The following is a 21814-nucleotide window of genomic DNA, read 5'->3' on the forward strand; positions in this document are numbered from 1 at the left end:
CTAGTGTTCCCCCGTGGCTCGCGTGGTGGTGGTCGGTGGTGGCTTCGGTGGCATGGCTGCGGCCGCGCGCCTGGCCAAGCTCGGCCACGAGGTCACCCTGGTGGAGCGCTCCGACCACCTCGGCGGCGCCCTGTCGACGGTCGAGCACGACGGCTTCGCGTGGGACGCCGGGCCGAGCAGCACGCTCCTGCCGGCAGTCGTCCGCGACCTCTTCCGCAAGTCCGGACGCCCGCTGGAGCGCGAGGTCGACCTGCAGTCCCTGCCCCTCGTCCGCGAGCACCGCTTCGCCGACGGCACGTCCCTGCGGCTGCCCGGCGGCTCGCGCGCCGCGCAGCTCGACGCCTTCGACGCGCTGGCGCCCGGCCTCGGTCAGCAGTGGGTCGACCACGTGGCGTCGTACGGCGACCTGTGGGAGCTGCTCCGCAAGGAGTGGTACGAGCGCCCGTACGACCCCGACGTCGCGCCGCGCGAGCTGACCGCGCTGCTCGACCGGCGCGAGTCGCTGCACAAGCGCCTGCGCCGGACCCTCCGCGACGAACGGCTGCGCCTCGTCGCCGGCCACCGGCTCGTCATGGACGGCCACGACCTGCGTGACGCCCCGGTCCTCGCCGGGGTCGACTCCTACCTCGAGCAGCGCTTCGGCACCTGGACCGTCCCCGGCGGCCTCGCGGCGCTCGGCACCGCGATGGCCGATCGGCTCGTCCTGCGGGGCGTGACCGTCCTGACCGGCACCAGCGCCACCGACCTCGTCGTCCGCGACGGCCGCGTGGCAGCCGTGCAGGTCGCGGCGGGCGAGGTCGACGCCGACCTCGTGGTGGTCGCCATCGACCCGCGCCGCCTGCCCGTGCTGGCGGCGTACGTCCGGCGCACCGTTCCCGCCTTCCCGCCGGTCGTGTGCCACGTCGGCCTCGACGGCGCGGGCGCGGAGCTGCCCGACCTGCCCCACGAGGTGGCGCTGCACGGCGACCCGCTGCTCGTCGTCCGTACGGGCGGGCGGGCGCCCGACGGCGGCGCGGCCTGGACGGTGCTGGCACGCGGCCGGATCGCCGAGGACGTCCTGACGGCGCTGGCGCGCCACGGCCTCGACGTGCGCGGCCAGGTCGTCACCCGGGTCGACCGGACGCCGCGCGACCTCGTCGAGGCGTGGGGCGGCTCACCGCACGGCGTGCAGTGGCAGGGCCCGCGCACCGCACGGACGCGTCTGGGCCCGCGTACGCCGATCACGGGCGTGCTCACGGCAGGTGCCCACGCCACCACGGGCTCCGGGCTTCCGTTCGCCGGGCTCAGCGCCGCGCTGGTCGCCGACGTCGTCGGCCGCGCGGGTCAGTAGGCCAGCTCCCACACGACCGTCACCGAGCTGGTCACCGTCGTCTCCCCCGCTTCGAGGGTGGATTCGCGTGCCATCGCCATCCTCGGCATCGGCGACGGGCCGTTGCCGGCATCGCCCTCGACGATGCTCTGCACCGGTCCCAGCCCGGCGCCCGCCATCCGCGCGAGCTGCGCGGCGCGCTCGCGGGCGTCGTGGAACGCGGCCTCCCGCGCCTTGTCGCCGGCGCCGTGGTCCTCGGTGACCTCCAGACCGACGCTGTCGATCGCGAGTCCGTCACCGACCTCGGCCGCGAGCGCGGCGAGCATCGTGCCGGCACCGGCGAGGTCGGCGCACCCGATCGCATAGGAGTGCCGGGCCTCGAAGCCCTGCTGGTAGCCGGTGCCGTCGTGCCACGGCCACACCGTGATGCCGGTCGAGGCGATGCGCCGTTCCTCGGTGTGGCGCCGGGCGACCTCGGCGATCGACGCGGCGGCCGACGTCATCGCCGCGTACGCCTCGGCGACCCCGCTCCCCCGCGCGACGGCCGCCAGGCGGACGACTGCGCTGTCCGGGGCGACCCTGCTGGTGCCGGTCCCGGTGACCGTGACGGTGAACATGCCGCTCACGGTAGTGGCGACCTCGCGGCCCGGACAGGCTCCGGTGCGCTCAGACGGTGATGCGCAGGTTGCCGAAGATCTCCCGCGTCGCCTTGGACCGGTTGAGCGTGTAGAAGTGCAGCCCGGGCGCGCCCGCGTCGAGCAGCGCCTCGCAGAGCTCGGTCGCGATGGCGATGCCCTCGGCCCGCAGCCGCTGCGGGTCGTCGGCGTACGGCGTGAGGCGCGCGACGACCTCGGCGGGCAGCTGGCGGCGGGACAGCTCGGCCATCCGCTCCATCGAGCGCAGGTTCAGGATCGGCATGATGCCGGGGATGATCGGCAGGTCGGCCCCGGCGGCCGCGGCCCGCTCCACCAGGCCGACGTAGTCGGAGGCTCGCAGCACCATGTCGGTCACGGCGAACTCGGCACCGGCGTCGTACTTCGCCCGGAGCACGCGCGCGTCGTGGTCGAGGTCGGTCGCCTCGACGTGCCCCTCGGGGAACGCGGCGACACCGATGCGCAGGTCGGTGCGCTCGCGGATCAGCGCGACCAGCTCGTTGGCGTAGGTGAGGCCGCCGTCGGTGGGGGTCCAGGGCGACCCCGGCCCGCCCGGCGGGTCCCCGCGCAGCGCCATCACGTGGCGTACGCCGGCCTCGCCCAGGTCGCGGAGGATGGCGATCAGCTCGTCGGTCGTGTGGCCGACGCAGGTGAGGTGCGCCACCGGCAGCATGCTGGTCTCGCGGGCGATCCGCGCGGTGATGGCGACGGTGCGGTCGCGGGTCGTGCCGCCGGCGCCGTAGGTCACCGACACGAACGTCGGGCCGTAGGGCTCGAGCTCGGTGATCGCCTGCCAGAGCTGCTCCTCGCCCGCGGCGTCCTTGGGCGGGAAGAACTCGAACGAGAAGGAGCGCTCGCCGCTGTCGAGGCGCTCGCGCATGCTCAGCCCCCGGCCGCCGTCCCATCCGTGCGTCATGCGCAACAGCCTACGGACGACCGCGGCCGACGGTGCTCCCGTCCCACTGTTTAGGCTGGATTGGTGACGACCTGGGACCCCACAGCCTTCCGTGACCAGGTCCAGGGGGTGCTCGACGCGTTCCTCGACGACCGCGAGGCGGAGCTGGCCCCGCTCGGCCCCGACGCCGGCCGGCTGATCGCGGAGGCCCGTACGGCGGTGCGCGGCGGCAAGCGGTTCCGCGCGGCGTTCTGCCACTGGGGGCACCGGGCGATCCGGCCCGACGTGCCGGACGAGCTGGCGCTGGCCCGGGCCTGCGCGTCGCTCGAGGTGCTCCACGCGAGCGCCCTGGTCCACGACGACTACATGGACGCCTCCGACACCCGCCGCGGCCGCCCCGCGACGCACCGGGCGTTCGAGGCCGAGCACCGCGCCGCCGGCTGGCGCGGCGACCCGGGGCAGTACGGCGCCGCCGCCGCGATCCTGCTCGGCGACCTGCTGCTCGGCTGGGCCGAGGACATGCTGCGGCGCAGCGGCTTCCCCGCCGACGAGGTGGCGCCCGGGCTCGCCCTCTTCGAGCAGTGCCGCAACGAGGTGATCGCCGGGCAGTTCCTCGACGTGTCCGTGCAGGCGCGCGGGCGGGCCGACGTCGACACCGCCATGACGGTGCTGCGCTACAAGTCGGCCAAGTACTCCATCGAGCGCCCGCTCCACATCGGCGCCGGCCTGGCCGGCGCCACGACGCAGCAGATCGAGCAGCTGACCCGGTTCGGGCTGCCGCTCGGCGAGGCCTTCCAGCTGCGCGACGACCTGCTCGGCGTCTTCGGCGACCCGGCCGAGACGGGGAAGCCGGCCGGCGACGACCTCGTCGAGGGCAAGCGCACGGTCCTCGTCGCGCTCGCGCTCGACGCAGCCCCACAGGCGGCCGCCCAGCGGCTCGACGCCGCCCTGGGCACTCCCCTGTCCTCGGCCGACGTCGACGAGCTGCGCGGCATCATCGACGGCTCGGGCGCTCGCGCGCAGGTCGAGGCCGTCATCACCCAGCTCGCCGACCACGCCGTCGAGGCGCTGCGGGCCGCCGACGTCGACGACCGCGCGCGCGAGGTGCTGACGGAGCTGGCCGCCGCCGCGACCCAGCGGAGCGTGTGATGGGCCCGCCGGCCGCGCGACCGCGTGCGGTAGTCCAGTGGGAAGTGGCTGCTGCGTGCGGTAGTCCAGTGGGAAGTGGCTGCTGCGCGGCCTGAATCACGACCACAGGCCACTGGACTACCCCACCCCCACCTCGCCCCGGCCCGTCCGCGTCGCGACGGCACCGTGCAGGAGCAGGGCTGCGGCCGGAGGAGCGAAGCGGGGGAAGGTCGCAGCAACGACGACGAAGGTGCCGTCCTGCAGCGACGCGGACACGCGCCGAAGCGAAGCGGAGGCGCCAGAAGGCACCGCAGCTAGTCGAGGCTGGTGATGCCCGGCACGGGCGGGCCGTCTCCGCGCAGCAGCACCGAGAACGGCACCCCGCGGTCGGCGTTGACGCGGGAGCCGAGCACGGTGAGCGCGATGCTGAAGGCCTTCTCGTCGGCCCGCGCGAGGGTGGCCCAGCCGTCCCAGAGCAGGACGACCCCGTCCCGCCCGGCGCCGATGTCGTGCAGGCAGTCGGCCAGCGCGTCGAAGTTCTGCCCGTAGTGGTCCGGGAAGTCCAAAGCCTCGCCGAGCGCGGCGAGGAACGCGGCCTTGCTGTCCGCGCCCGTCCAGCCGTCGACGTGCCCGAAGCCCCATCCCGCGTGCTCGACGGAGTGGCGTACGTCGGCGACGTCGAAGGCGCCGTGCCACAGGTGGATGCCGGGTGCCTCGCGCCCGGCGAGGACGGCGGCGAGTCCGCTCATTCGGGGTCCCCTCGGCGTCGTTCGGGCGAGCGCAGCGGAGGAGAAGGACGTCGTGAGGTGTTCATGGCTGCCTCCGGATGAGGGAGAAGGAGCTGTAGTGGTCGGCCGTCCAGTAGAGCTCCCCGCCCCGTCCGGCGACGATCCGGCGGGCGCCGCGGGTCTCGGCGCCCGGCGTGGGGACCGTGTACTCGCGGTAGTAGCCGTACGGCTGGTCGGGCAGCAGCTCCTCGCGGTTGCCGAAGGTGCCGCCGTCGTGCTCGGGCTCCGGGAAGGGACCGCCGGCGTCGATCAGCTCGACGGTGCGGGCCGCCTCGGGCGGCAGGTCCGCGAGCCGTACGACCGGGAGGCCGCTGGCGGGGTCGGTGCCCTCGCTCGCGGGTGGCGCGGAGGGGAACGTGGTCGGTTCGGTGCTCGGGGTGTTGGTCTCGGTCAGCCGGTGCGTGGGGGACGACGACGGGGACTCGGACGGCGACTCGGACGGCGACTCGGACCGGGACCCGGACGAGGACGTGTCGCCGCTGCTCGCGGGCGGGCCGTCCTGGTCGGCCGGGGTGAAGAACCACACGACCAGCGCGGCCGCCGCGACGAGCAGCAGGAACGCCCGGTAGCGCCGGCGCCCGGGCGAGGCGGCCATCAGTACTCCAGCACCTGGGCGCGGCGCTTGACCTCGCTGCCGCGGTTCTCGCGCAGCGCGTCGATCGGGCGGCCGGGGAGGTCGTCGTCGGTGAACAGCCACGCGATGCACTCGCGGTCGTCGAAGCGATGGTCGTGGAGGAGCGTGAGCAGACCGGGCAGGCCCTTGACCACCAGCCCGTCCTGGATGAAGTCCGCCGGGACCTTCGGGCCCGCACCCGGCACGGGGACCGCGGCGGCGAGCTCGTGCTCGCGGATCATGGTGCGGACCTTGCCGGGCGTGACGCCGAGCAGCCCGGCGACCTGGCTCCAGTCGAGCCACTCCGGGACGAGGGCGGCCAGGTCACGGTCGGCGAGGGGCGTGTCACTCATGCCCGCAGCCTATGAGAGCGCCCCGCCCCTCGCTAAGTCGTGCCGGCCGCCGAAGTTGTCGACCCCGCTGGGCGTTCCGTAGCGTGTCGCGGATGCACCCCCTGAGATCCGCACTCGCCGCTGCCCTCGCCGGCCTGCTGGCGATCACCCTCTCCACGTCGGTCTCCCCTGCGGCGGCCGACCACTACGACGGCGCCCCCGGCCCGGTCCACGCCGGCAACACGTTCGGCTGGTACCAGCACGGCGTGTTCCGCCAGGAGTTCATCGGCCCCAAGCCGGCGTTCTGGAAGAAGAAGGGCCGCGGCGTCGTCCGCACCCAGAACGGCATGCTGACGCTGATGAGCACCCAGCGCGGCAGCGTGTCGGCCACCCTCGACCTCAAGGGCCACACCTATGGTCGCTGGGAGATCCGGATGCGGGCCCGCACCATGTCGAAGGTCAAGGGCGGCAAGCCCTTCAAGGTCGTCACCGAGCTCGTCCCCGGCGGCACCCGCGACCAGCACTGCGGCGGCCGTGACATCGGCATCGAGAACTTCACCCTCGGCACCAACACGGTGAAGTCCTACGTCCACACGCTGCCGAACAACTCCTACCGCGGGTTCCTGGGCCGCCACCTGCGCAACGACCGGTGGCACACCTACGGCGTCGAGGTCGCCGAGGACCACGTCTCGTGGTTCGTCGACGGGCACGTCATCAACACCGAGCGCCGCGCCGAGGCCCTCGACCCCGTCACCCGTCAGCTCAAGTTCGAGCTGCGCGCCAAGGGGGGCCAGAAGATGGACCCGGCCCGGATGCAGATGGACTGGATGCGCTACTGGACGATGCGCGCCCCCAACGAGAAGTCCATCAAGGCGCCCCAGCTCGAGCTCAGCACCTTCAACGGCGCCTGCTGAGGCACCTCACACCTGCCCGGCTCCTTCCTGGCAGAGAGGCGGCGGCCGGGTCGCGCGACACGCCCGACCCGGCCGTCGCCTCGCGTCGTCGTATGCAGGTCGGTAGCGTCGAACGCTCGTTCGCGCGCTTCCCCCTCGGTGGACCTCGGCCCCCGGGCGCAGCGGACGGGACGAGGAGCACGCCCGTGACCCGACCCCATGCCCGACCAGCCGCCCGACCAGCCGCCCGACCAGCCCGCGGACCACTCGACCGCCTCCGCCGTGGCGTGGGCCTCGCGGTCGGACTGGTCCTCGCGGTCACCGTGGCGGCCGGCCACGCCGCTCCCGCGCACGCCGACCACCAGCGCCTGCCGTCCGGCCGCACGCTCGTGCCGTACGTCGTGGAGCGGGGCGACACCGCGTCCGGCCTCGCCGTGCGCTTCGGCGCCTGGACCGCGGAGATCGTGTCCCACAACCACCTCGGCCGGGACGGGGCGTTGCGGGTGGGCCAGCGGATCGAGATCCCGGTGGTGCGCAGGCGCGGGACGCCGGCCCAGCCGACCCGCACGAGGATGTGGCAGCACCCCGATCGGGACCGCGAGAAGGTGCGCCGCGTGATCGCCGGCGCCGCGCGCAACCACGGCGTCGACCCGCAGCTCGCCCTCGCCGTCGCCTGGCAGGAGTCCGGCTGGCAGATGGACGTGGTGTCGAGCGCCGACGCCATCGGCGCCATGCAGGTGCTTCCCTCGACCGGGCGCTGGATGGAGCACTACGCCGGCCGCGACCTCGACCTGCGTCGGACCGGCGACAACGCCAAGGCCGGCGTCCTGCTGCTCCGCGTCCTCTCACGCCACACGCAGCGCCGAGCGCACAAGATCGGCGCCTACTACCAAGGCCTCGGTGCGGTCCGCCGGCACGGGCTCTACGGGGAGACCCGGACGTACGTCTCCAACGTCGAGGCCATCAAGCGGCGGCTGGAGGCGGGCCGGCCGCCGGCGTGACGCCACGCCGGAGCCGTGCCTGAGCGGGGCGTCGGGCAGCACTTCCGTACGATGGGGCGGCCGGATCCTTCCCCGCCCCACCGCGGTCCGGCGCTGGAGGTCGATCAGTGGAGCCACCCGAGCACGCCCGCGCGACGGCGCCCGGCACTGCTGGCGACCCCATGGTCGGACGCCTGCTGGACGGTCGCTACCGCATCGGCGCCCGGGTGGCGCGCGGTGGCATGGCCAGTGTGTACGAGGCCACCGACACCCGCCTCGACCGCCTCGTGGCGGTCAAGGTGATGCACCCGGGCCTCGGCGACGACCAGGAGTTCGCCCACCGCTTCGTCCGCGAGGCGCGGGCGGCGGCCCGGCTCAACCACCCGCACGTCGTGGGGGTCTACGACCAGGGCGACGACGCCTCCGACGGCACCGACACCGTCTTCCTCGTCATGGAGTACGTCCCCGGTCACACCCTGCGCGACGTGGTCCGCAAGGAGGCGCCCATGCCCCCCGGGCGCGCCCTGGCGCTGCTCGAGCCGGTCGTCTCCGCGCTCGCTGCCGCACACCGCGCGGGCCTGGTCCACCGCGACGTGAAGCCCGAGAACGTCCTCATCGCCGACGAGGCGCACGGGGGTCGGGTGAAGGTCGCCGACTTCGGCCTGGCCAAGGCGGTCAGCGCCGACACCCAGCACACCGCGACGGGCGGCGTGCTGATCGGCACCGTGTCCTACCTCGCCCCCGAGCTCGTGGTCGACGGCCGCTCCGACGCCCGGGCCGACGTCTACGCCGCCGGGGTGGTGCTCTACGAGCTCCTCACCGGCAAGAAGCCGCACGAGGGCGAGTCACCCATCCAGGTCGCCTACCGCCACGTCCACCACGACGTGCCGATGCCCTCGCTCCTCCAGCCGGGCATCCCCGACTACGTCGACGCCCTCGTCGCGCGGTCGACCTCGCGCGACCGCGGCCAGCGGCCCGCCGACGCGACGGTGCTGCTGCACCACCTCCACCGTGTCGAGCAGGCGCTGCGCGACGGGCTGCGCTCCGACCCCGACCTGGCCGCCGACCTGCTCCCCCGGCGTACGCCCTCCGACGCCACCAGCTCGGGCGACGCGGACGACGACACCGGGGAGCGCACCACGCCCGAGCCGTTCGACGCGAGCGCGCTGGCGCTGCTGACCGAGGTCGACCCGCGCGACTCCGGCCTGGTCGACGACGGCAGCCCCGACCGGACCACCGCGCTCGAGCGCCACCCGGTGCAGACAGACGCACCGGCCGGCGGACCTGCGACCGAGCCGATGCGGGCTACGCCAGCCGTCGCGGCCGCCGCGCCCACGACGACCATGACCAGCACGCCCGCCACGCCCGTACGGCAGGGCCCGCCCGGACGCGCGCCGACACGGGCGGTGCCCGTCACCACCACCGCACGCCGCCGGTCCGTGAAGGGCCCGGTCGCGCTGCTGCTCTCCGTCCTCCTCCTCGGCGGCGTGGCCGCCGGGGCCTGGTGGTTCGGCTGGGAGCGCTGGACGACCACCCCCGGCGTCCTCAACCTCGACCAGGTTGCCGCCACCGACGAGCTCGAGGACGCGGGCCTGGAGGCCGAGGTGGGCGAGCCCGCCTACTCCGAGAACGTGGCCGCCGGCCTGGTCATCGCGACCGACCCCGAACCTGGCGGGCGGGTGCTCGACGGCGGCACCGTGACCCTCGTGCTGTCGCTCGGCCCGGAGCGCTACGACGTGCCCGACCTCGCCGGCCAGACCGAGGACCAGGCACAGGACGCGCTCGCCGCGACCAACCTCGCGTTCGGCGAGAGCTCGGGGCGGTGGAGCGAGACGGTGCCCGAGGGCCAGGTCATCCGGAGCTCGCCGAAGGTCGGCACCACGCTCAAGCCCGGCGCCACGGTCGACCTGGTGCTGAGCCGCGGCCGCAAGCCGATCGAGGTGAAGGACTTCACCGGCCAGTCGTTCGAGGACGCCCGGGCGGCGCTGGAGAAGCGCCGCCTGCAGGTGAGCGTCACCGACGAGCAGTTCAGCGACACCGTCGCCGAGGGTGACGTCATCTCGCAGGACCCCACCTCGGGCACCCTCTTCCGCGGCGACACCGTGTCCTTCGTGGTCTCCCTCGGACCGGAGCTCGTCGAGGTGCCACGGGTGCGGGCGATGGGCGTCGAGGCGGCCACCGAGCTGCTCGAGGGACTCGGGTTCCAGGTCGAGACCGAGCAGTCCGACACCTATCTCGGCCTCGGGTTCGTCTCGAGCAGCGACCCCGAGCAGGGCGAGCAGGTCCCGAAGGGCTCCACGATCACGTTGTTCCTCGTGTGAGGCCCTAGCGTTCCTCCGTGCACGCCCAGCAGACCCGCCGTACGACCCTGCTGGCCGCGCTGGTGCTGCTCGCGCTGGCCGCGAGCTGGGGGTCGACGTTCTTCATGATCAAGGACCTCCTCGACCGGGTCCCGACGCTCGACTTCCTCGCCGTACGGTTCACGATCGCCTCGCTGGTGCTGGTGGTCGTCGCGCCGAAGGCCCTCGGCCGGCTCTCCCCCGTCGTCCGCCGCCACGCGGTGGTCCTCGGGCTCCTCTACGGCCTGGCCCAGATCCTCCAGACCGCTGGCCTGGCGCACACGCCCGCCAGCATCAGCGGCTTCGTCACCGGCCTGTACGTCGTGTGCACGCCGCTGCTCGCGGCGGCGATCCTGCGTACCCGGATCCCGCCGATCACGTGGGCGGCCGTCGCGCTCGCCACCGTCGGGCTGGGCGTGCTGGCCCTCAACGGGTTCAGCATCGGCTACGGCGAGCTCATCACCCTGGCCTCGGCCGTCCTGTACGCCCTGCACATCGTCGGGCTCGGCGCCTGGTCCAGCGCGCAGGACGCGGTCGGCATGACGATCCTGCAGATCATGGTGATCGCCGTCGTGTGCACGCTGGCGACCGTGCACGACGGGATCGTGCTGCCGGACCGGTCGGGCGACTGGCTGTCGGTGGCCTACATGGCCGTGGTCGTCGGCGCCGCAGGACTCCTCGGCCAGACGTGGGCACAGGCCCACCTGGCACCGACGCGCAGCGCGATCATCATGAGCATGGAGCCGGTCTTCGCCTCCTTCTTCGCGGTCTGGCTCGGCGGCGAGGACCTCACCACGCGGCTCCTCCTGGGCGGTGGCATGGTGCTCGTCGCGATGCTGGCCGTCGAGCTCGCCCCGCGCCGGGTCGTCGAGGGAGAGGTCCCGCACATCGCCGTGTGACGCGCCCCGATCGTGATTTCACCGGGTCCCGGTGGACGCGTCCCCCTATCGTGGGGCGCGTGGACAGCTGCGTGTCGTGCGGGGCCGAGCTCGGCGTGGGCCGGTTCTGCCTCAACTGCGGACACCCGATCGGGGCGCCCGCGCCTGCGCCGGCGCGCCCGCGCCTCGCCCCCGCACCCGTTCCGGTCGAGCAGCAGCCGATCGCTCCGCCTGTCCAGGCAGCCGACCCGACGCCGGTCGCGCCGACGAGCCCGCCCGAGGTTCCGGTCGAGGGCTCGACCCAGCCGCCGCTCCACTCCCCGACCCAGCCCACGGTCCGCCCCCCGGCCGCGCGCCGGGCCGAGCCGCCGGCCCCCGCCCCCGCCCGTACCCGACCCGAGTGGGACCCGCGCGACGAGCTGCTGCCCTACGAGGAGGTCGACGAGGTCGACCTCCCGGCTGTCCGGGGCCACGCCTGGTTGTACTGGATCGCCGGCGCCGCGCTGCTCGTGGCACTGGTCCTCGTGCTGCTGGAGGTCCTCGAGTCCGACGACACCGCGGTCGACGCCACCGCCGCGGTGGACGGCACGGCCTCGACGGAGTCCTCGCAGGAGGCGGGAGCGAACGAGGAGGCCGCAGCGGGGCAGGACGAGGCGCAGCCGCCGGAGGGCGTGGGCAAGCGCCGCGAGCTGGCCGGCACGGTCACCTTCGACGTGCCGGGCACCGCCCCGCCGACGCAGGACTTCGACGGCAGCCTGGTCGCCTACGAGGCCGGCCAGATGGGCGACGGCGACCCGAGCACCGCGTGGCGCATCGCCGGCGACGCCACCGGGCAGAAGATCACGATGACCCTGCCCGAGACCGCCGTGATCCACCGCCTCGGGATCGTCAACGGCTATGCCAAGAACGTCGCCGGCGTGGCGTGGTACCCCAACAACCGGCGCATCCTCACCGCGACGTGGCAGTTCGCCGACGGCTCCGCGATCGAGCAGACCTTCGCCGAGCGCCCCGGGCTGCAGATGATGAAGGTGCCGCCGGTGGCGACGAGGACGCTCTCCATCACCATCAACGCCGTGACCCCTCCGGGGAGCGGCAGCCTGGGGCGCGACTACACCGCGATCAGCGAGGTCTCGATCATCGGCCAGCGAGCCGGCTGAGCACCACGGCCGCGCGCTCGGCGTCGGCCGGGGTGACGTCGAGGTGGGTGACCAGGCGTACGGCGCGCGGGCCGACGGCCGCGATCCGCACCCCCTCCTCCGCCGCCCGCTCCACGAACGACGCCGCGTCGGGTCGGTCGACCACCACGATGTTGGTCTCGACCGTGTCCGGGTCCAGGCCGAGCGCCTCGCCGAGCAGCCGGGCGTGGGCGTGGTCGTCGGCCAGCCGCTCGACGTGGTGGTCGAGGGCGTACGCCCCTGCCGCCGCGAGTACGCCGACCTGCCGCATCCCGCCGCCGAGGCGCTTGCGGCGTACGCGTGCCTCCGCGACCGCGTCGGTCGAGCCGACCAGCAGCGACCCGATCGGGGCGCCGAGCCCCTTCGACAGGCACACGGCGAGCACGTCGGCGACCCGGCCGTACTCGACGAGCGGGGTGCCCGTGGCGACGTGTGCGTTCCAGAGCCGGGCGCCGTCGAGGTGGACCCGCGTGCCGCTCCGGTCGGCCCACGCACGCAGTGCGCGCAGGTCGTCGACCGGGAGCACCGCGCCGCCGGCGAAGTTGTGCGTGTTCTCCACCGACACCGCCGCGGTCCGCACGAAGAACGGACCCATGTCGGGGGCGTGCATCGACTCGATGGCGGCGAGGTCGACCTGGCCGCGGGGCTGCGTCCACGTGCGCATCGTGATGCCGCTGATCGCACCGTGGGCGCCGAGCTCCGCGCGGGCGATGTGGGCGGAGGACTCGCAGAGCACCTCCTCGCCCGGGGACACCACGCTCGCCACGGCCAGCACGTTGGCCATCGACCCGGTCGGGGTGAACAGCGCCGCCTCGTGGCCGAACAGCTCCGCGACCCGCTCCTGCAGCGCGGCGGTCGTGGGGTCCTCGCCGTAGACGTCGTCGCCCACCTCCGCGCGCGCCATCGCCTCGCGCATCCCGGGCGTCGGGCGGGTCAGGGTGTCGGAGCGCAGGTCGATCACGGCGTCATCCCATCACGTGCGCTCGCGGTCCGGCGAGCGGTGGTGGAGCCACGTCCCAGCGCGTCGTCGGCACGACTGGACGTACGCCGTGGACGCCTGACGTACGGCATGCCGTACGTCGAGCGGACGTTGGTCCGCTCGACCCGCGCCGTGGCGCCCGGCCAGCGACTGGACGTACGCCGTGGACGCCTGACGTACGGCATGCCGTACGTCGAGCGGACGTTGGTCCGCTCGACCCGCGCCGTGGCCCCCGGCCAGCGGCTGGACGTACGCCGTGGACGCCTGACGCACGCCATGACGTACGTCGAGCGGACGTTGGTCCGCTCGACCACACCCGTGCCCGGCGTGCGAGCCAGGGCCGCCGACGCAGCCAGGGCGCGTACGCGACAGCGCTCAGGCCTTCCGCAGCATCTCCGCGACGAGGAACGACAGCTCGAGGGACTGCACGCGGTTGAGGCGCGGGTCGCAGACGGACTCGTAGCGGTGGGCAAGGCCGACCTCGTCGATCTCCTCGCCGCCGCCGACGCACTCGGTGACGTCGTCACCGGTGAGCTCGACGTGGATGCCGCCCGGCCAGGTGCCGAGGGCACGGTGCACGTCGAAGAAGCCCTGCACCTCCTCGATCACGTCGTCGAAGCGGCGGGTCTTGTAGCCCGACGACGCCTCGAAGGTGTTGCCGTGCATCGGGTCGCAGACCCAGGCCACGTTGAGGCCCTCGGCCGTGACCTTCTCGACCAGCGCGGGGAGCCCGTCGCGGATCTTGCCCGCGCCGAAGCGGGTGATGAAGGTGAGCCGGCCCGGGGTGTTGTCGGGGTTGAGCCGCGAGGCGTAGGCGAGGGCGTCGTCCGGGGTCGTCGTGGGCCCGAGCTTGATGCCGATCGGGTTCCGGATCTTCGACAGCAGCTCGATGTGCGCGCCGTCGAGCTGGCGGGTGCGCTCACCGATCCACACGAAGTGCGCGGAGACGTTGTAGGGCAGGTCGGTGCGCGAGTCGATGCGGGTCAGGGCCTGCTCGTACTCCAGCAGCAGCGCCTCGTGGCTGGAGTGGAAGTCGACGCGGTGGAACTCGTCGGGGTCGGCGCCGATGGCCTTCATGAAGGTGAGCGCGCGCTCGATCTCGTCGGCCATCGCCTCGTAGCGCTGGCCGAACGGCGAGGACTGCACGAAGTCGGTGTTCCAGGTGTGCACCTGACGCAGGTCGGCGTAGCCGCCCGTGACGAAGGCGCGCACGAGGTTGAGCGTCGCGGCGGACGAGTTGTAGACCTCGACGAGGCGCTGGGGGTCGGGCACGCGCGCCTCGGGGGTGAAGTCGTAGCCGTTGACGGCGTCGCCGCGGTAGGCGGGGAGCGTCACGCCGTCGCGCGTCTCGAGGTCGCTGCTGCGCGGCTTGGCGTACTGGCCCGCGAGGCGGCCGAGCTTCACGACCGGCACCGACGCGGCGTACGTCAGCACGACGGCCATCTGCAGCAGCACCCGCAGCTTGTTGCGGACGTTGTCGGCGGTCACGCCGGCGAAGGTCTCGGCGCAGTCGCCGCCCTGGAGCAGGAAGGCCTCCCCGCGGGTGACCGCGGCGATCTTCTCGGTGAGGTCGTCGCACTCGCCCGCAAAGACCAGCGGCGGCGCGGTCCGCAGTCGGGCCACGGCAGCGTCGACCGCCCCGGAGTCGGGGTAGGTGGGCTGCTGGAGGGGCCCGAGCGCGTGCAGCTGCTCGAGGGTGGGGATGGCGGCCTGTCCTGAGGAGCCGAGGGACGAGGCGTCTCGAAGGGTCACCGCTCAAGGGTACGGCGGGCGCGCCCCCGCGCCCGAACCCTGACCGCTCTCCGGGCGGTCGGGTCCGGGCACGAGCGGCGTCCAGACCGGTTCGGAGTGGCTAGCCCTCGAAGCACGCCCCGTCGAAGGTGTGCTCGGACGCGGTCGGGCCGGCGGTGAAGTCCGACACGATGGTCACGCCCGACGGCGCCTCGGGGTCGACCTTGCTCAGGACCGACTCGCGGAAGATCGTCTCGTCGGGGTCACCCGTCCGGTTGCCGGCCTCCTCGGGCAGCATGCCCTCGTAGTCGATGGTCTCCAGCGACTGGACCGCCTCCAGCAGGCCGGCACGGTCCTTGTCGTAGTCGCCCTCGAGCCACTCCTCCAGCGCCGCCTTCAGCGGGTAGGACCACGCCCAGCCGGCGGTGTAGCCGTCGTTGGGCTGGGCGACCTCGCCGAGCGCGTCGCGCATGGCCTGGTGGCCGGGCGTCTCGGTGCCGAAGGGCCCCCAGTAGCCGGACTGCATGTAGAGCGCCTCCAACGCCGGGGCGGCAGGGGTCTCCAGCAGTGCCGGGTTCCAGGTCGGACCGAGGCCGATGAACTGCCCCTGGAATCCCTGGGCGGCCGCCTGTCCGACGATGACAGCGGTCTCGGTCGGGCCGGTGCCGAGCAGGACGAGGTCGGGCTTCTGCTTCACGATCGCGCTGATCGCACCCGCCTGCGCCTCCTGGCCGGGTGCCGTCTCGACCCCGGTGAACTCGAGCCCGTTGGCCTCGGCGGCGATCTCGGCGCCCGCTGCGCCGTCACCGCCGTAGTCGCCGGGGAAGCCGACCGCCATCACCGAGGAGATGTCCTTCTCACCGACCATGTAGTCGACGGCGTTCATGCCCTCGACGCAGTAGTTGGCGCCGGACTCGAGGATCGCGTCCTCGAAGGCCCATAGCGAGGTCCACGACGCCGGGGCGCCGACCATCTCGTCGCGGTCCATGTCGGGGATGATCGCCAGCGTGGTCGGCGAGCCCAAGGTCTGCGCGAGCGCCAGCACGTCGCCCTCGATCTCGCCGTAGACCTGCTGGTGGGTCTGCGGGTTGTAGAGGTTGTCCTTGACGTAGGTGGTCACGTCGATGTCGTAGCCACCGATGCCTCCGTCCTCGTTGACCCGGTTCCAGAACGCCGCCTGCGCCTCGGTGATCGGCACGCCCAGCGGCGCGAACGGCCCCTGGGTCAGGTCGGAGATGGTGCCGAGGTAGATGCACCCGTTGTCGGCGTTGACCGCGTCGGGGCACGCCTCGTCGCTGACACCCGGGGCGCTGACCGCCGACTCGCCGTCGGCCTCCCCACCACCGCGACAACCGGTGGCGAGCAGTGCCAGCGCGACGAGCAGCACTCCTGACTTCCTTGACTTCACGGTGCTCTCCTTTGTGTGTGTCCGGCCGCTCAGTAGCTACAGCACTGTCAGTAGCTGAAGGGCCAGCCTTTCCAGTAGTTGCGGATCCGGATCCAGATGCCGAAGAGCCCCCGCGGCTCGAACAGCAGGAAGCCGACGATGAGCAGGCCGTAGAGGACCTGTTCGAGCTGGAACACGTTGGGGGTGTCGGTGACCTGGCCCGAGATGAAGGGCACGTACGCCGGGAGCTCGCGCGTCAGGGTGGGCAGCAGCGTGATGAACAGCGCGCCCATGATGGCGCCGCTGACCGTGCCCGCACCCCCGATCAGCACCATCGCGATGAATTGCACCGACAGCAGCAGGCCGAAGGTGGACGGCTCGAAGAACCCGATGATGCTGTAGATCAGCGCTCCGGAGCAGCCGGCGTAGAACGACGAGATGGCGAACGCCACGGTCTTGGCACGAGGCAGGTTGATGGCCATCATCTCCGCGGCCATGTCACGGTCCCGGACGGCGGCGAAGGCCCGCCCCGTACGCGAGCGCGCCAGGTTGCGCGCCCCCAGGGCGAACACCAGCATCAGCACGAGCATCAGCAGGTAGAACTTCTGGTCGGACGTCAGGAGGTCGCCGTCCCGGGCGAACTCGATGCCGAACAGCTCCGGCACCGCCGACTCACGACCGACGCCCGCGCCGCCGGTGAGGTCGCTCCACTCGCGGAACAGGTGCTCGCCGATGAAGACCAGCCCCAGCGTGACGATGGCGAGGTAGAGCCCACGGAGCCGGGTGGCCAGCGGCGCCACGACCACGCCCGCGATGCCGGCCACGAGGCCGGCCGCGGGCAGCCACACGAGGATGTTGGTGATGCCGAAGCCGATGGTGCGCCCGTCCGGGTCGCCGGAGATCGCGGCGGCGGTGTAGGCGCCGACACCGAGGAAGAAGGCATGGCCGAGGGACACCTGTCCGGCCAGGCCGGTGATGATGTTGAGCCCGAGCGCCCCGATCGCGAAGGCGTACGCCAGTGCGAGGGTGTTGAGGTGGTTGTCGGTCAGCATCTGCGACAGCCCGAAGGCGGTCAGGACGATGATGCCGACCCAGATCCGCTTGGGCCGGGTGTTGAAGAGCGCCAGCTCCTGCGCGTACGACCGGTAGAGCTGCGGCCGGCCGGACGGTCGCCCGCCGCGGCGCGCCCGGGTCGCGGTCCCCCGCGCGGCGCCCGTCGAGCTCGTCGAGCCCGTCGAGAGGGTGGTCATACGCGCCTCACCTCCGGCGTCCCGAAGATGCCGTAGGGCTTGGCCAGCAGCACCAGCAGCATCAGGACGTAGGGAGAGACGACGGCGAAGTTGTCTCCCAGCCACGGCGCGTAGTCACGCTGGTAGGTGCCGACCAGGGACTCCACCACCCCGATGGCGAGCCCGCCGATCACAGCGCCCTCGAGGGAGTCTAGGCCGCCCAGGATGATCGCGGGGAGCGCCACCAGGGCCACGATCCAGATCTGCCGGTCGACGCCCGCCGAGATCGCGAGCAGCGACCCCGCCACGGCTGCGAGGGCGCCCGCCATCGCCCACGACAGGGCGAAGACGCTGCCGACGCTGACGCCCTGGGTGAGGGCGGCCTCCTGGTCGAACGCCGCGGCCCGCATGGCGAGGCCGTGGCGGGTGTAGCGGTAGAACCAGAAGAGGACCGCGACGACGACGGCCAGCGTGGCCAGTGACACCAGGTGTCGCTCCTGCACGCGCAGGCCGGCGAGCTCCACCCGCTCGAGCCCCCACGGGTTGGGGATGTTGCGGGCACCGAGGCCGATGAAACCGCTGGTCACGACCCGGACCACGATGTCGATCCCGATGGTGATGATCGCGACGACGAACGCCGGGCGTCCCACCATCGGGCGGACCGCGCCCCGCTCGATCACCAGCGCGAACGCGGCGGTGAGCAGCGCCGCGACGGCCATCGAGGCGAAGAAGGAGAAGCCGGCGAAGAGCATCACGCCGAGCGCCGGCCCGACGTAGCTGGTGATCGTCGCACCGGTCAGCATCATGGCGGGCTGGGCGAAGCTGATCACGCCGGTCGACTTGTAGATGATCACGAAGCCGAGCGCGAGCAGCGCATAGATCGCGCCCGAGCCGAGCCCGCGCAGCACCACTTCCAGGAAGTGGGTCATCGTGTCGCCCCGCTGTACATCTCGCCGACGGTGTCCTCGAACATCTGGGAGATCGCGGAACGCTTGACCTTCTGCGTGGCGGTCAGCTCACCGTCCTCGTGGTCGAGCTCCTTGGGCAGCAGCCGGAAGGCCTTGATCCGCTCCACCTGGGCCAGGTTGGCGTTGACGGCGTCGACCACCCCCGAGACCAGCTCCACGACCTCGGGCTTGGCGCTCAGGTCGCGGTAGGTGCTGTAGCCGAGCTGGCGGCGCTGGGCCCACTCGCCGACGGTGTCGAGCTCGATGCCGATGAGCGCCGTGAGGAACTTGCGGCCGTCGCCGATCACGATCGCCTCGCGGATGAACGGCGAGGCCTTGAGCTCGTTCTCGATCATGGACGGTGAGATGTTCTTGCCTCCCGCGGTGATGATGATGTCCTTCATCCGGTCGGTGATCTTCACGTGCGTCCCCTCGACCCACTCGCCGACGTCGCCGGTGTGCAGCCACCCGTCGGGGGTCAGTGCCTTCCGGGTCGCCTCCTCGCGCTGCCAGTAGCCGGCGAAGGTCGCGCCACTGCGGGTGAGGATCTCGCCCGTCTCCTCGTCGATCCGCAGCTCGGTGCCGGGATGCACCTCGCCCACGGTGCCGAGCCGGATCCGGCCGGGACGGTTGCCGGTGGCGACGGCCGTGTTCTCGGTCATCCCGTAGACCTCGTGCATCGGCACCCCGATCCCCATGAAGAACTTCAGGACCTCGGGGGCGATCGGAGCGGCGCCGGAGGCGGCGTAGCGCACCTTCCGCATGCCCAGCCGGTCCTTCAGCGCGCGGTAGAAGAACACGTAGCCGACGGCGTACCGCAGGCGCGTCGACGTGCTGTGCACGCCGCCCTGCTCGACCAGGCGCTGCCCGATGTCGTCGGCGACGCCCAGCCAGAACCGCGACACCGCCCGCTTGAACCAGCTGGCCCCGGAGAGCCGGGTCTCGACGCCGGCCAGCAGCTTCTCCCAGATCCGCGGTACGCCGAAGAGGATCGTCGGCTGCACCTCGCGGAGGTTGGCCGGCACCGTCTCGATGGACTCGGCGAAGTTGACCTGAGTGCCCGCCGCGGCGTTGAACCAGGTGGAGAAGATCCGCTCGGCGACGTGCGCCAGGGGCAGGTAGGACAGGGTGAGGTCCCCCGGCCCGGGCGGCGGGTCGGTGAAGGCGCCCTGCTCGACGAGGACCTCGATCGCGCACTCGACGTTGCTGACCGTGAGCATCGCGCCCTTGGGCGGCCCCGTGGTGCCGGAGGTGTAGATCAGCGTGGCGAGGTCCGCGGGCTCCTGCCCGGCCAGCACCTCGGCGAGCGCGTCGGGGTGGGCCGTACGGTGCTCGCGGCCCAGGTCGAGGAACTCCTCCCACGACAGCAGCAGCTCGCTCTCGTAGCGGTGCCGGATGCCGCGCGGCTCGAGGTAGACGACGCGGACCAGCTCCGGTGCCTGGTCGAGCACCGCGAAGGTCTTGTCGACCTGCTCCTGGTCCTCCGCGACGAGCACCTTGGCGCCCGAGTCGTTGAGGAGGTAGCCCACCTCGGCGGCCGGGTTCGTGGGGTAGATGCCGACGGACGCCGCACGCACGGCCAGCGCGCCCATGTCGCAGATCAGCCACTCCGGCCGGTTCTCGGAGTGGATCGCGACGCGGTCGCCGGGCACGACGCCCAGCGCGAGGTAGGCTTGGCCCGCCAGCTGGACGTGCTCCCAGTAGGACGCCCACGTCCACTCCCGCCAGATGCCGAGGTGCTTGTCGCGCAGGGCCACCGCGTCGGGCATCGACGCGGCATGGGCCCGGATCCGGGTGACGGGGCTGCTCACGGTCCGACCTCGCTGCCGAGGTAGGCGCGCACCACGTCGGGGTGGCGCTGCACCTCGTCGGGGGTCCCCGTGGCGATCGGGGTGCCGAAGTCGACGACCAGCACCCGGTCGGCGAGGTCCATGACCAGGCCCATGTCGTGCTCGACCATGATGATCGGCACGTCGAGCTCGTCGCGGATGTCGAGGACGTAGCGGGCGGTGTCCTCGGTCTCCTCGAGGTTCATCCCCGCCACCGGCTCGTCGAGCAGCAGCAGCTTGGGCTCCATCGCGAGCGCCCGGCCGAGCTCGACGCGCTTCTGCACGCCGTACGGCAGCAGCCCGACCGGCATGTTGCGCCACTGCTCGAGCTCGAGGAAGTCCACGATCTCCTCGACCGCGCGACGGTGCTCGATCTCCTGCCGCCGCGCGGTGCCCACCCAGGCGAACGCCTGGAGGAAGCCGTAGGTGATGTGCTGGTGGCGGCCCAGCATGAGGTTGTCGAGCACGGTGAGGTGCTCGAAGAGCGCGATGTTCTGGAAGGTCCGCGCCATGCCCATGGCGGCGATCCGGTGCGGCCGGCGGCCCAGGATGCTCTCCCCCAGGAACTCCACCGAGCCCTCCTGGGGCCGGTAGACGCCGGAGAGCACGTTGAACAGGGAGGTCTTGCCGGCACCGTTGGGACCGATGATCGCGAACAGCTCCCCGGGGCGCACCTCGAAGCTCACACCGTTGACGGCCTTCACGCCTGCGAAGGAGAGGTGCACGTCGTCGAGCCGGGCCACAGGCGCCGGCTCGGTCCGCTCGGCCGACGGACCCGTCATGCCGACCACCGCTTCTTGCGCCGGTAGTGCTTGGTGTCGCGGAAGGACTTGCGGCCGTCCTCGCCGGGGTGGAGGCCCAGGTAGAACTCGCGTACGTCGTCGTCCCTGAGCAGGGCCGCGGCCGGCTTGTCGAGGACCACCCGGCCGGTCTCCATGACGTAGCCGTGGTCCGCGATCGAGAGCGCCATCGTGGCGTTCTGCTCGACCAGCAGGACGGCGGTGCCGCCCTTGTTGATCTCGAGCACCACGTCGCGGATGTTCTCCACCATCCGTGGCGCCAGGCCCAGCGTCGGCTCGTCGAGCAGGAGGTAGCGCGGCTCGGACATCATCGCCCGACCGATCGCGAGCATCTGCTGCTCACCGCCGGAGAGGTAGCCCGCGGTCGCGGCGCGCCGGTCGCCCAGCACCGGGAACAGCGCGTAGACGCGCTCGAGGTTGTCCGCCATGCGCGCGCGGGCGGTGTGGGCACCGACCTTGAGGTTCTCCTCGACACCCAGCTCCACGAACACCCGCCGCCCCTCGAGCACCTGGCGCACGCCCTGACGGACGATCCGCTCGGGGCTGGTCCGGTGGATCGGCGTCTCGTCGAGGGTGACCCGCCCCTTGGTGACCTCGCCGTCGTGGATGTCGAGCAGCCCGGTGAGGGCACGCAGGAGCGTCGTCTTGCCGGCCCCGTTGGAGCCGAGGAGGGCGACGATCTTGTCCTCGGGCACGTCGATGCTCACCCCGCGCAGGGCGAGGACGACGTCGTCGTAGACGACCTCGAGGTTGCGGGCCGAGAGCATCGTGGACCTCACCCCCCTTCCGGCAGCTGCGAGTGACGACAGTCACATCGTGGACCGGGTGCGGCGACCGTGTCACTGGTGGACCGTCCAAAGCCTCGCCCGGCAGGTCATGGTCGGGTCACAACTCCGCAGGAGGGGTGGCGCAACGGCGATCGGCAGGCG

The 21814-nt window shown here is 72.6% G+C and carries 22 protein-coding genes and 1 pseudogene; 8 read left to right on the forward strand and 15 right to left on the reverse strand.

What is annotated here, in order from left to right; translation table 11 throughout:
* Positions 1-13 precede the first annotated feature (13 nt).
* Positions 14-1330 carry a phytoene desaturase family protein gene (locus EXE59_RS20875; RefSeq protein WP_135840619.1) on the forward strand — a complete coding sequence of 439 codons (1317 nt, stop codon included), beginning with the start codon at positions 14-16 and terminating at the stop codon, positions 1328-1330.
* Here the strand turns inward: EXE59_RS20875 and EXE59_RS20880 are convergent.
* The gene (locus EXE59_RS20880; protein WP_135840620.1) at positions 1324-1926 is read right to left on the reverse strand and encodes an SIMPL domain-containing protein; all 603 of its coding nucleotides are present in this window, start codon (positions 1924-1926) and stop codon (positions 1324-1326) included. The two genes, EXE59_RS20875 and EXE59_RS20880, sit on opposite strands and share 7 nt — an antisense overlap.
* Positions 1927-1975: 49 nt before the next feature.
* Entirely contained in the window at positions 1976-2878 is a 903-nt protein-coding gene (metF, locus tag EXE59_RS20885; protein WP_210429086.1) for a methylenetetrahydrofolate reductase [NAD(P)H], read from the reverse strand.
* Between the two features lie 63 nt (positions 2879-2941).
* Here metF and EXE59_RS20890 point away from each other — a divergent pair, with 63 nt between their 5' ends.
* Positions 2942-4006 (forward strand): polyprenyl synthetase family protein, encoded by a 1065-nt coding sequence (locus tag EXE59_RS20890; protein ID WP_246056956.1) that lies wholly within the window; start codon positions 2942-2944, stop codon positions 4004-4006.
* 117 nt (positions 4007-4123) lie between these two features.
* Here EXE59_RS20890 and EXE59_RS23970 read toward each other — a convergent pair whose 3' ends face one another.
* From EXE59_RS23970 to EXE59_RS20905, 4 genes are all read right to left on the reverse strand, one after another.
* On the reverse strand, positions 4124-4261 hold the full coding sequence (locus tag EXE59_RS23970; RefSeq protein ID WP_168218622.1) for a hypothetical protein: 138 nt from the start codon (positions 4259-4261) through the stop codon (positions 4124-4126).
* Positions 4262-4299: 38 nt separating this feature from the next.
* A complete protein-coding gene (locus EXE59_RS20895; RefSeq protein ID WP_135840622.1) occupies positions 4300-4734 on the reverse strand; it encodes a barstar family protein in 435 nt (144 codons plus the stop codon).
* Positions 4735-4795: 61 nt separating this feature from the next.
* On the reverse strand, positions 4796-5368 hold the full coding sequence (locus tag EXE59_RS20900) for a guanyl-specific ribonuclease (protein ID WP_135840623.1): 573 nt from the start codon (positions 5366-5368) through the stop codon (positions 4796-4798).
* Positions 5368-5739, reverse strand: coding sequence for an Rv2175c family DNA-binding protein (locus tag EXE59_RS20905; protein ID WP_135840624.1), 372 nt, complete (start codon positions 5737-5739; stop codon positions 5368-5370). Before EXE59_RS20905 ends, EXE59_RS20900 begins: the two co-directional genes overlap by 1 nt.
* Before the next feature lie 92 nt (positions 5740-5831).
* Between EXE59_RS20905 and EXE59_RS20910 the strand changes: the two genes are divergently transcribed.
* From EXE59_RS20910 to EXE59_RS20930, 6 genes and pseudogenes are all read left to right on the forward strand, one after another.
* Positions 5832-6632, forward strand: coding sequence for a glycoside hydrolase family 16 protein (locus EXE59_RS20910; RefSeq protein ID WP_168218623.1), 801 nt, complete (start codon positions 5832-5834; stop codon positions 6630-6632).
* A 185-nt stretch (positions 6633-6817) separates the two neighbouring features.
* Complete coding sequence (locus EXE59_RS20915) at positions 6818-7612, forward strand: lytic transglycosylase domain-containing protein (protein ID WP_168218624.1); 795 nt, start codon at positions 6818-6820, stop codon at positions 7610-7612.
* 161 nt (positions 7613-7773) lie between these two features.
* A pseudogene (locus EXE59_RS25185) lies at positions 7774-8655 on the forward strand (protein kinase domain-containing protein); the annotation flags it as partial.
* A gap of 279 nt (positions 8656-8934) precedes the next feature.
* On the forward strand, positions 8935-9912 hold the full coding sequence (locus EXE59_RS25190; RefSeq protein ID WP_425464545.1) for a PASTA domain-containing protein: 978 nt from the start codon (positions 8935-8937) through the stop codon (positions 9910-9912).
* Between the two features lie 17 nt (positions 9913-9929).
* Complete coding sequence (locus EXE59_RS20925) at positions 9930-10829, forward strand: DMT family transporter (protein WP_246056958.1); 900 nt, start codon at positions 9930-9932, stop codon at positions 10827-10829.
* A 59-nt stretch (positions 10830-10888) separates the two neighbouring features.
* Positions 10889-11965 (forward strand): NADase-type glycan-binding domain-containing protein, encoded by a 1077-nt coding sequence (locus tag EXE59_RS20930; RefSeq protein WP_135840627.1) that lies wholly within the window; start codon positions 10889-10891, stop codon positions 11963-11965.
* Here the strand turns inward: EXE59_RS20930 and EXE59_RS20935 are convergent.
* The 9 genes from EXE59_RS20935 to EXE59_RS20975 all read right to left on the reverse strand — a co-directional run bounded on the left by EXE59_RS20935 (position 11943) and on the right by EXE59_RS20975 (position 21664).
* Positions 11943-12944: a threonine aldolase family protein gene (locus EXE59_RS20935; protein WP_135840628.1), complete on the reverse strand. Its 1002-nt coding sequence runs from the start codon at positions 12942-12944 to the stop codon at positions 11943-11945. The genes EXE59_RS20930 and EXE59_RS20935 overlap by 23 nt on opposite strands.
* Positions 12941-13276, reverse strand: a complete 336-nt coding sequence (locus tag EXE59_RS20940; protein ID WP_135840629.1) for a hypothetical protein — start codon at positions 13274-13276, stop codon at positions 12941-12943. The genes EXE59_RS20935 and EXE59_RS20940 overlap by 4 nt, the downstream gene beginning before the upstream one ends.
* A 61-nt stretch (positions 13277-13337) precedes the next feature.
* Complete coding sequence (locus EXE59_RS20945) at positions 13338-14714, reverse strand: class II 3-deoxy-7-phosphoheptulonate synthase (RefSeq protein ID WP_210429087.1); 1377 nt, start codon at positions 14712-14714, stop codon at positions 13338-13340.
* 100 nt (positions 14715-14814) lie between these two features.
* Positions 14815-16101: an ABC transporter substrate-binding protein gene (locus EXE59_RS20950; protein ID WP_246056959.1), complete on the reverse strand. Its 1287-nt coding sequence runs from the start codon at positions 16099-16101 to the stop codon at positions 14815-14817.
* Positions 16102-16148: 47 nt separating this feature from the next.
* On the reverse strand, positions 16149-17330 hold the full coding sequence (locus EXE59_RS20955) for a branched-chain amino acid ABC transporter permease (RefSeq protein WP_135840630.1): 1182 nt from the start codon (positions 17328-17330) through the stop codon (positions 16149-16151).
* A complete protein-coding gene (locus EXE59_RS20960) occupies positions 17327-18238 on the reverse strand; it encodes a branched-chain amino acid ABC transporter permease (RefSeq protein ID WP_135840631.1) in 912 nt (303 codons plus the stop codon). The genes EXE59_RS20955 and EXE59_RS20960 overlap by 4 nt, the downstream gene beginning before the upstream one ends.
* Complete coding sequence (locus EXE59_RS20965) at positions 18235-20067, reverse strand: AMP-dependent synthetase/ligase (protein WP_246056961.1); 1833 nt, start codon at positions 20065-20067, stop codon at positions 18235-18237. Before EXE59_RS20965 ends, EXE59_RS20960 begins: the two co-directional genes overlap by 4 nt.
* Entirely contained in the window at positions 20064-20867 is an 804-nt protein-coding gene (locus EXE59_RS20970) for an ABC transporter ATP-binding protein (protein WP_135840632.1), read from the reverse strand. The genes EXE59_RS20965 and EXE59_RS20970 overlap by 4 nt, the downstream gene beginning before the upstream one ends.
* The gene (locus EXE59_RS20975; protein ID WP_246056962.1) at positions 20864-21664 is read right to left on the reverse strand and encodes an ABC transporter ATP-binding protein; all 801 of its coding nucleotides are present in this window, start codon (positions 21662-21664) and stop codon (positions 20864-20866) included. The genes EXE59_RS20970 and EXE59_RS20975 overlap by 4 nt, the downstream gene beginning before the upstream one ends.
* Between the last annotated feature and the right edge of the window lie 150 nt (positions 21665-21814).

Source organism: Nocardioides eburneiflavus (assembly GCF_004785795.1).
Classification (GTDB): Bacteria; Actinomycetota; Actinomycetes; order Propionibacteriales; family Nocardioidaceae; genus Nocardioides; species Nocardioides eburneiflavus.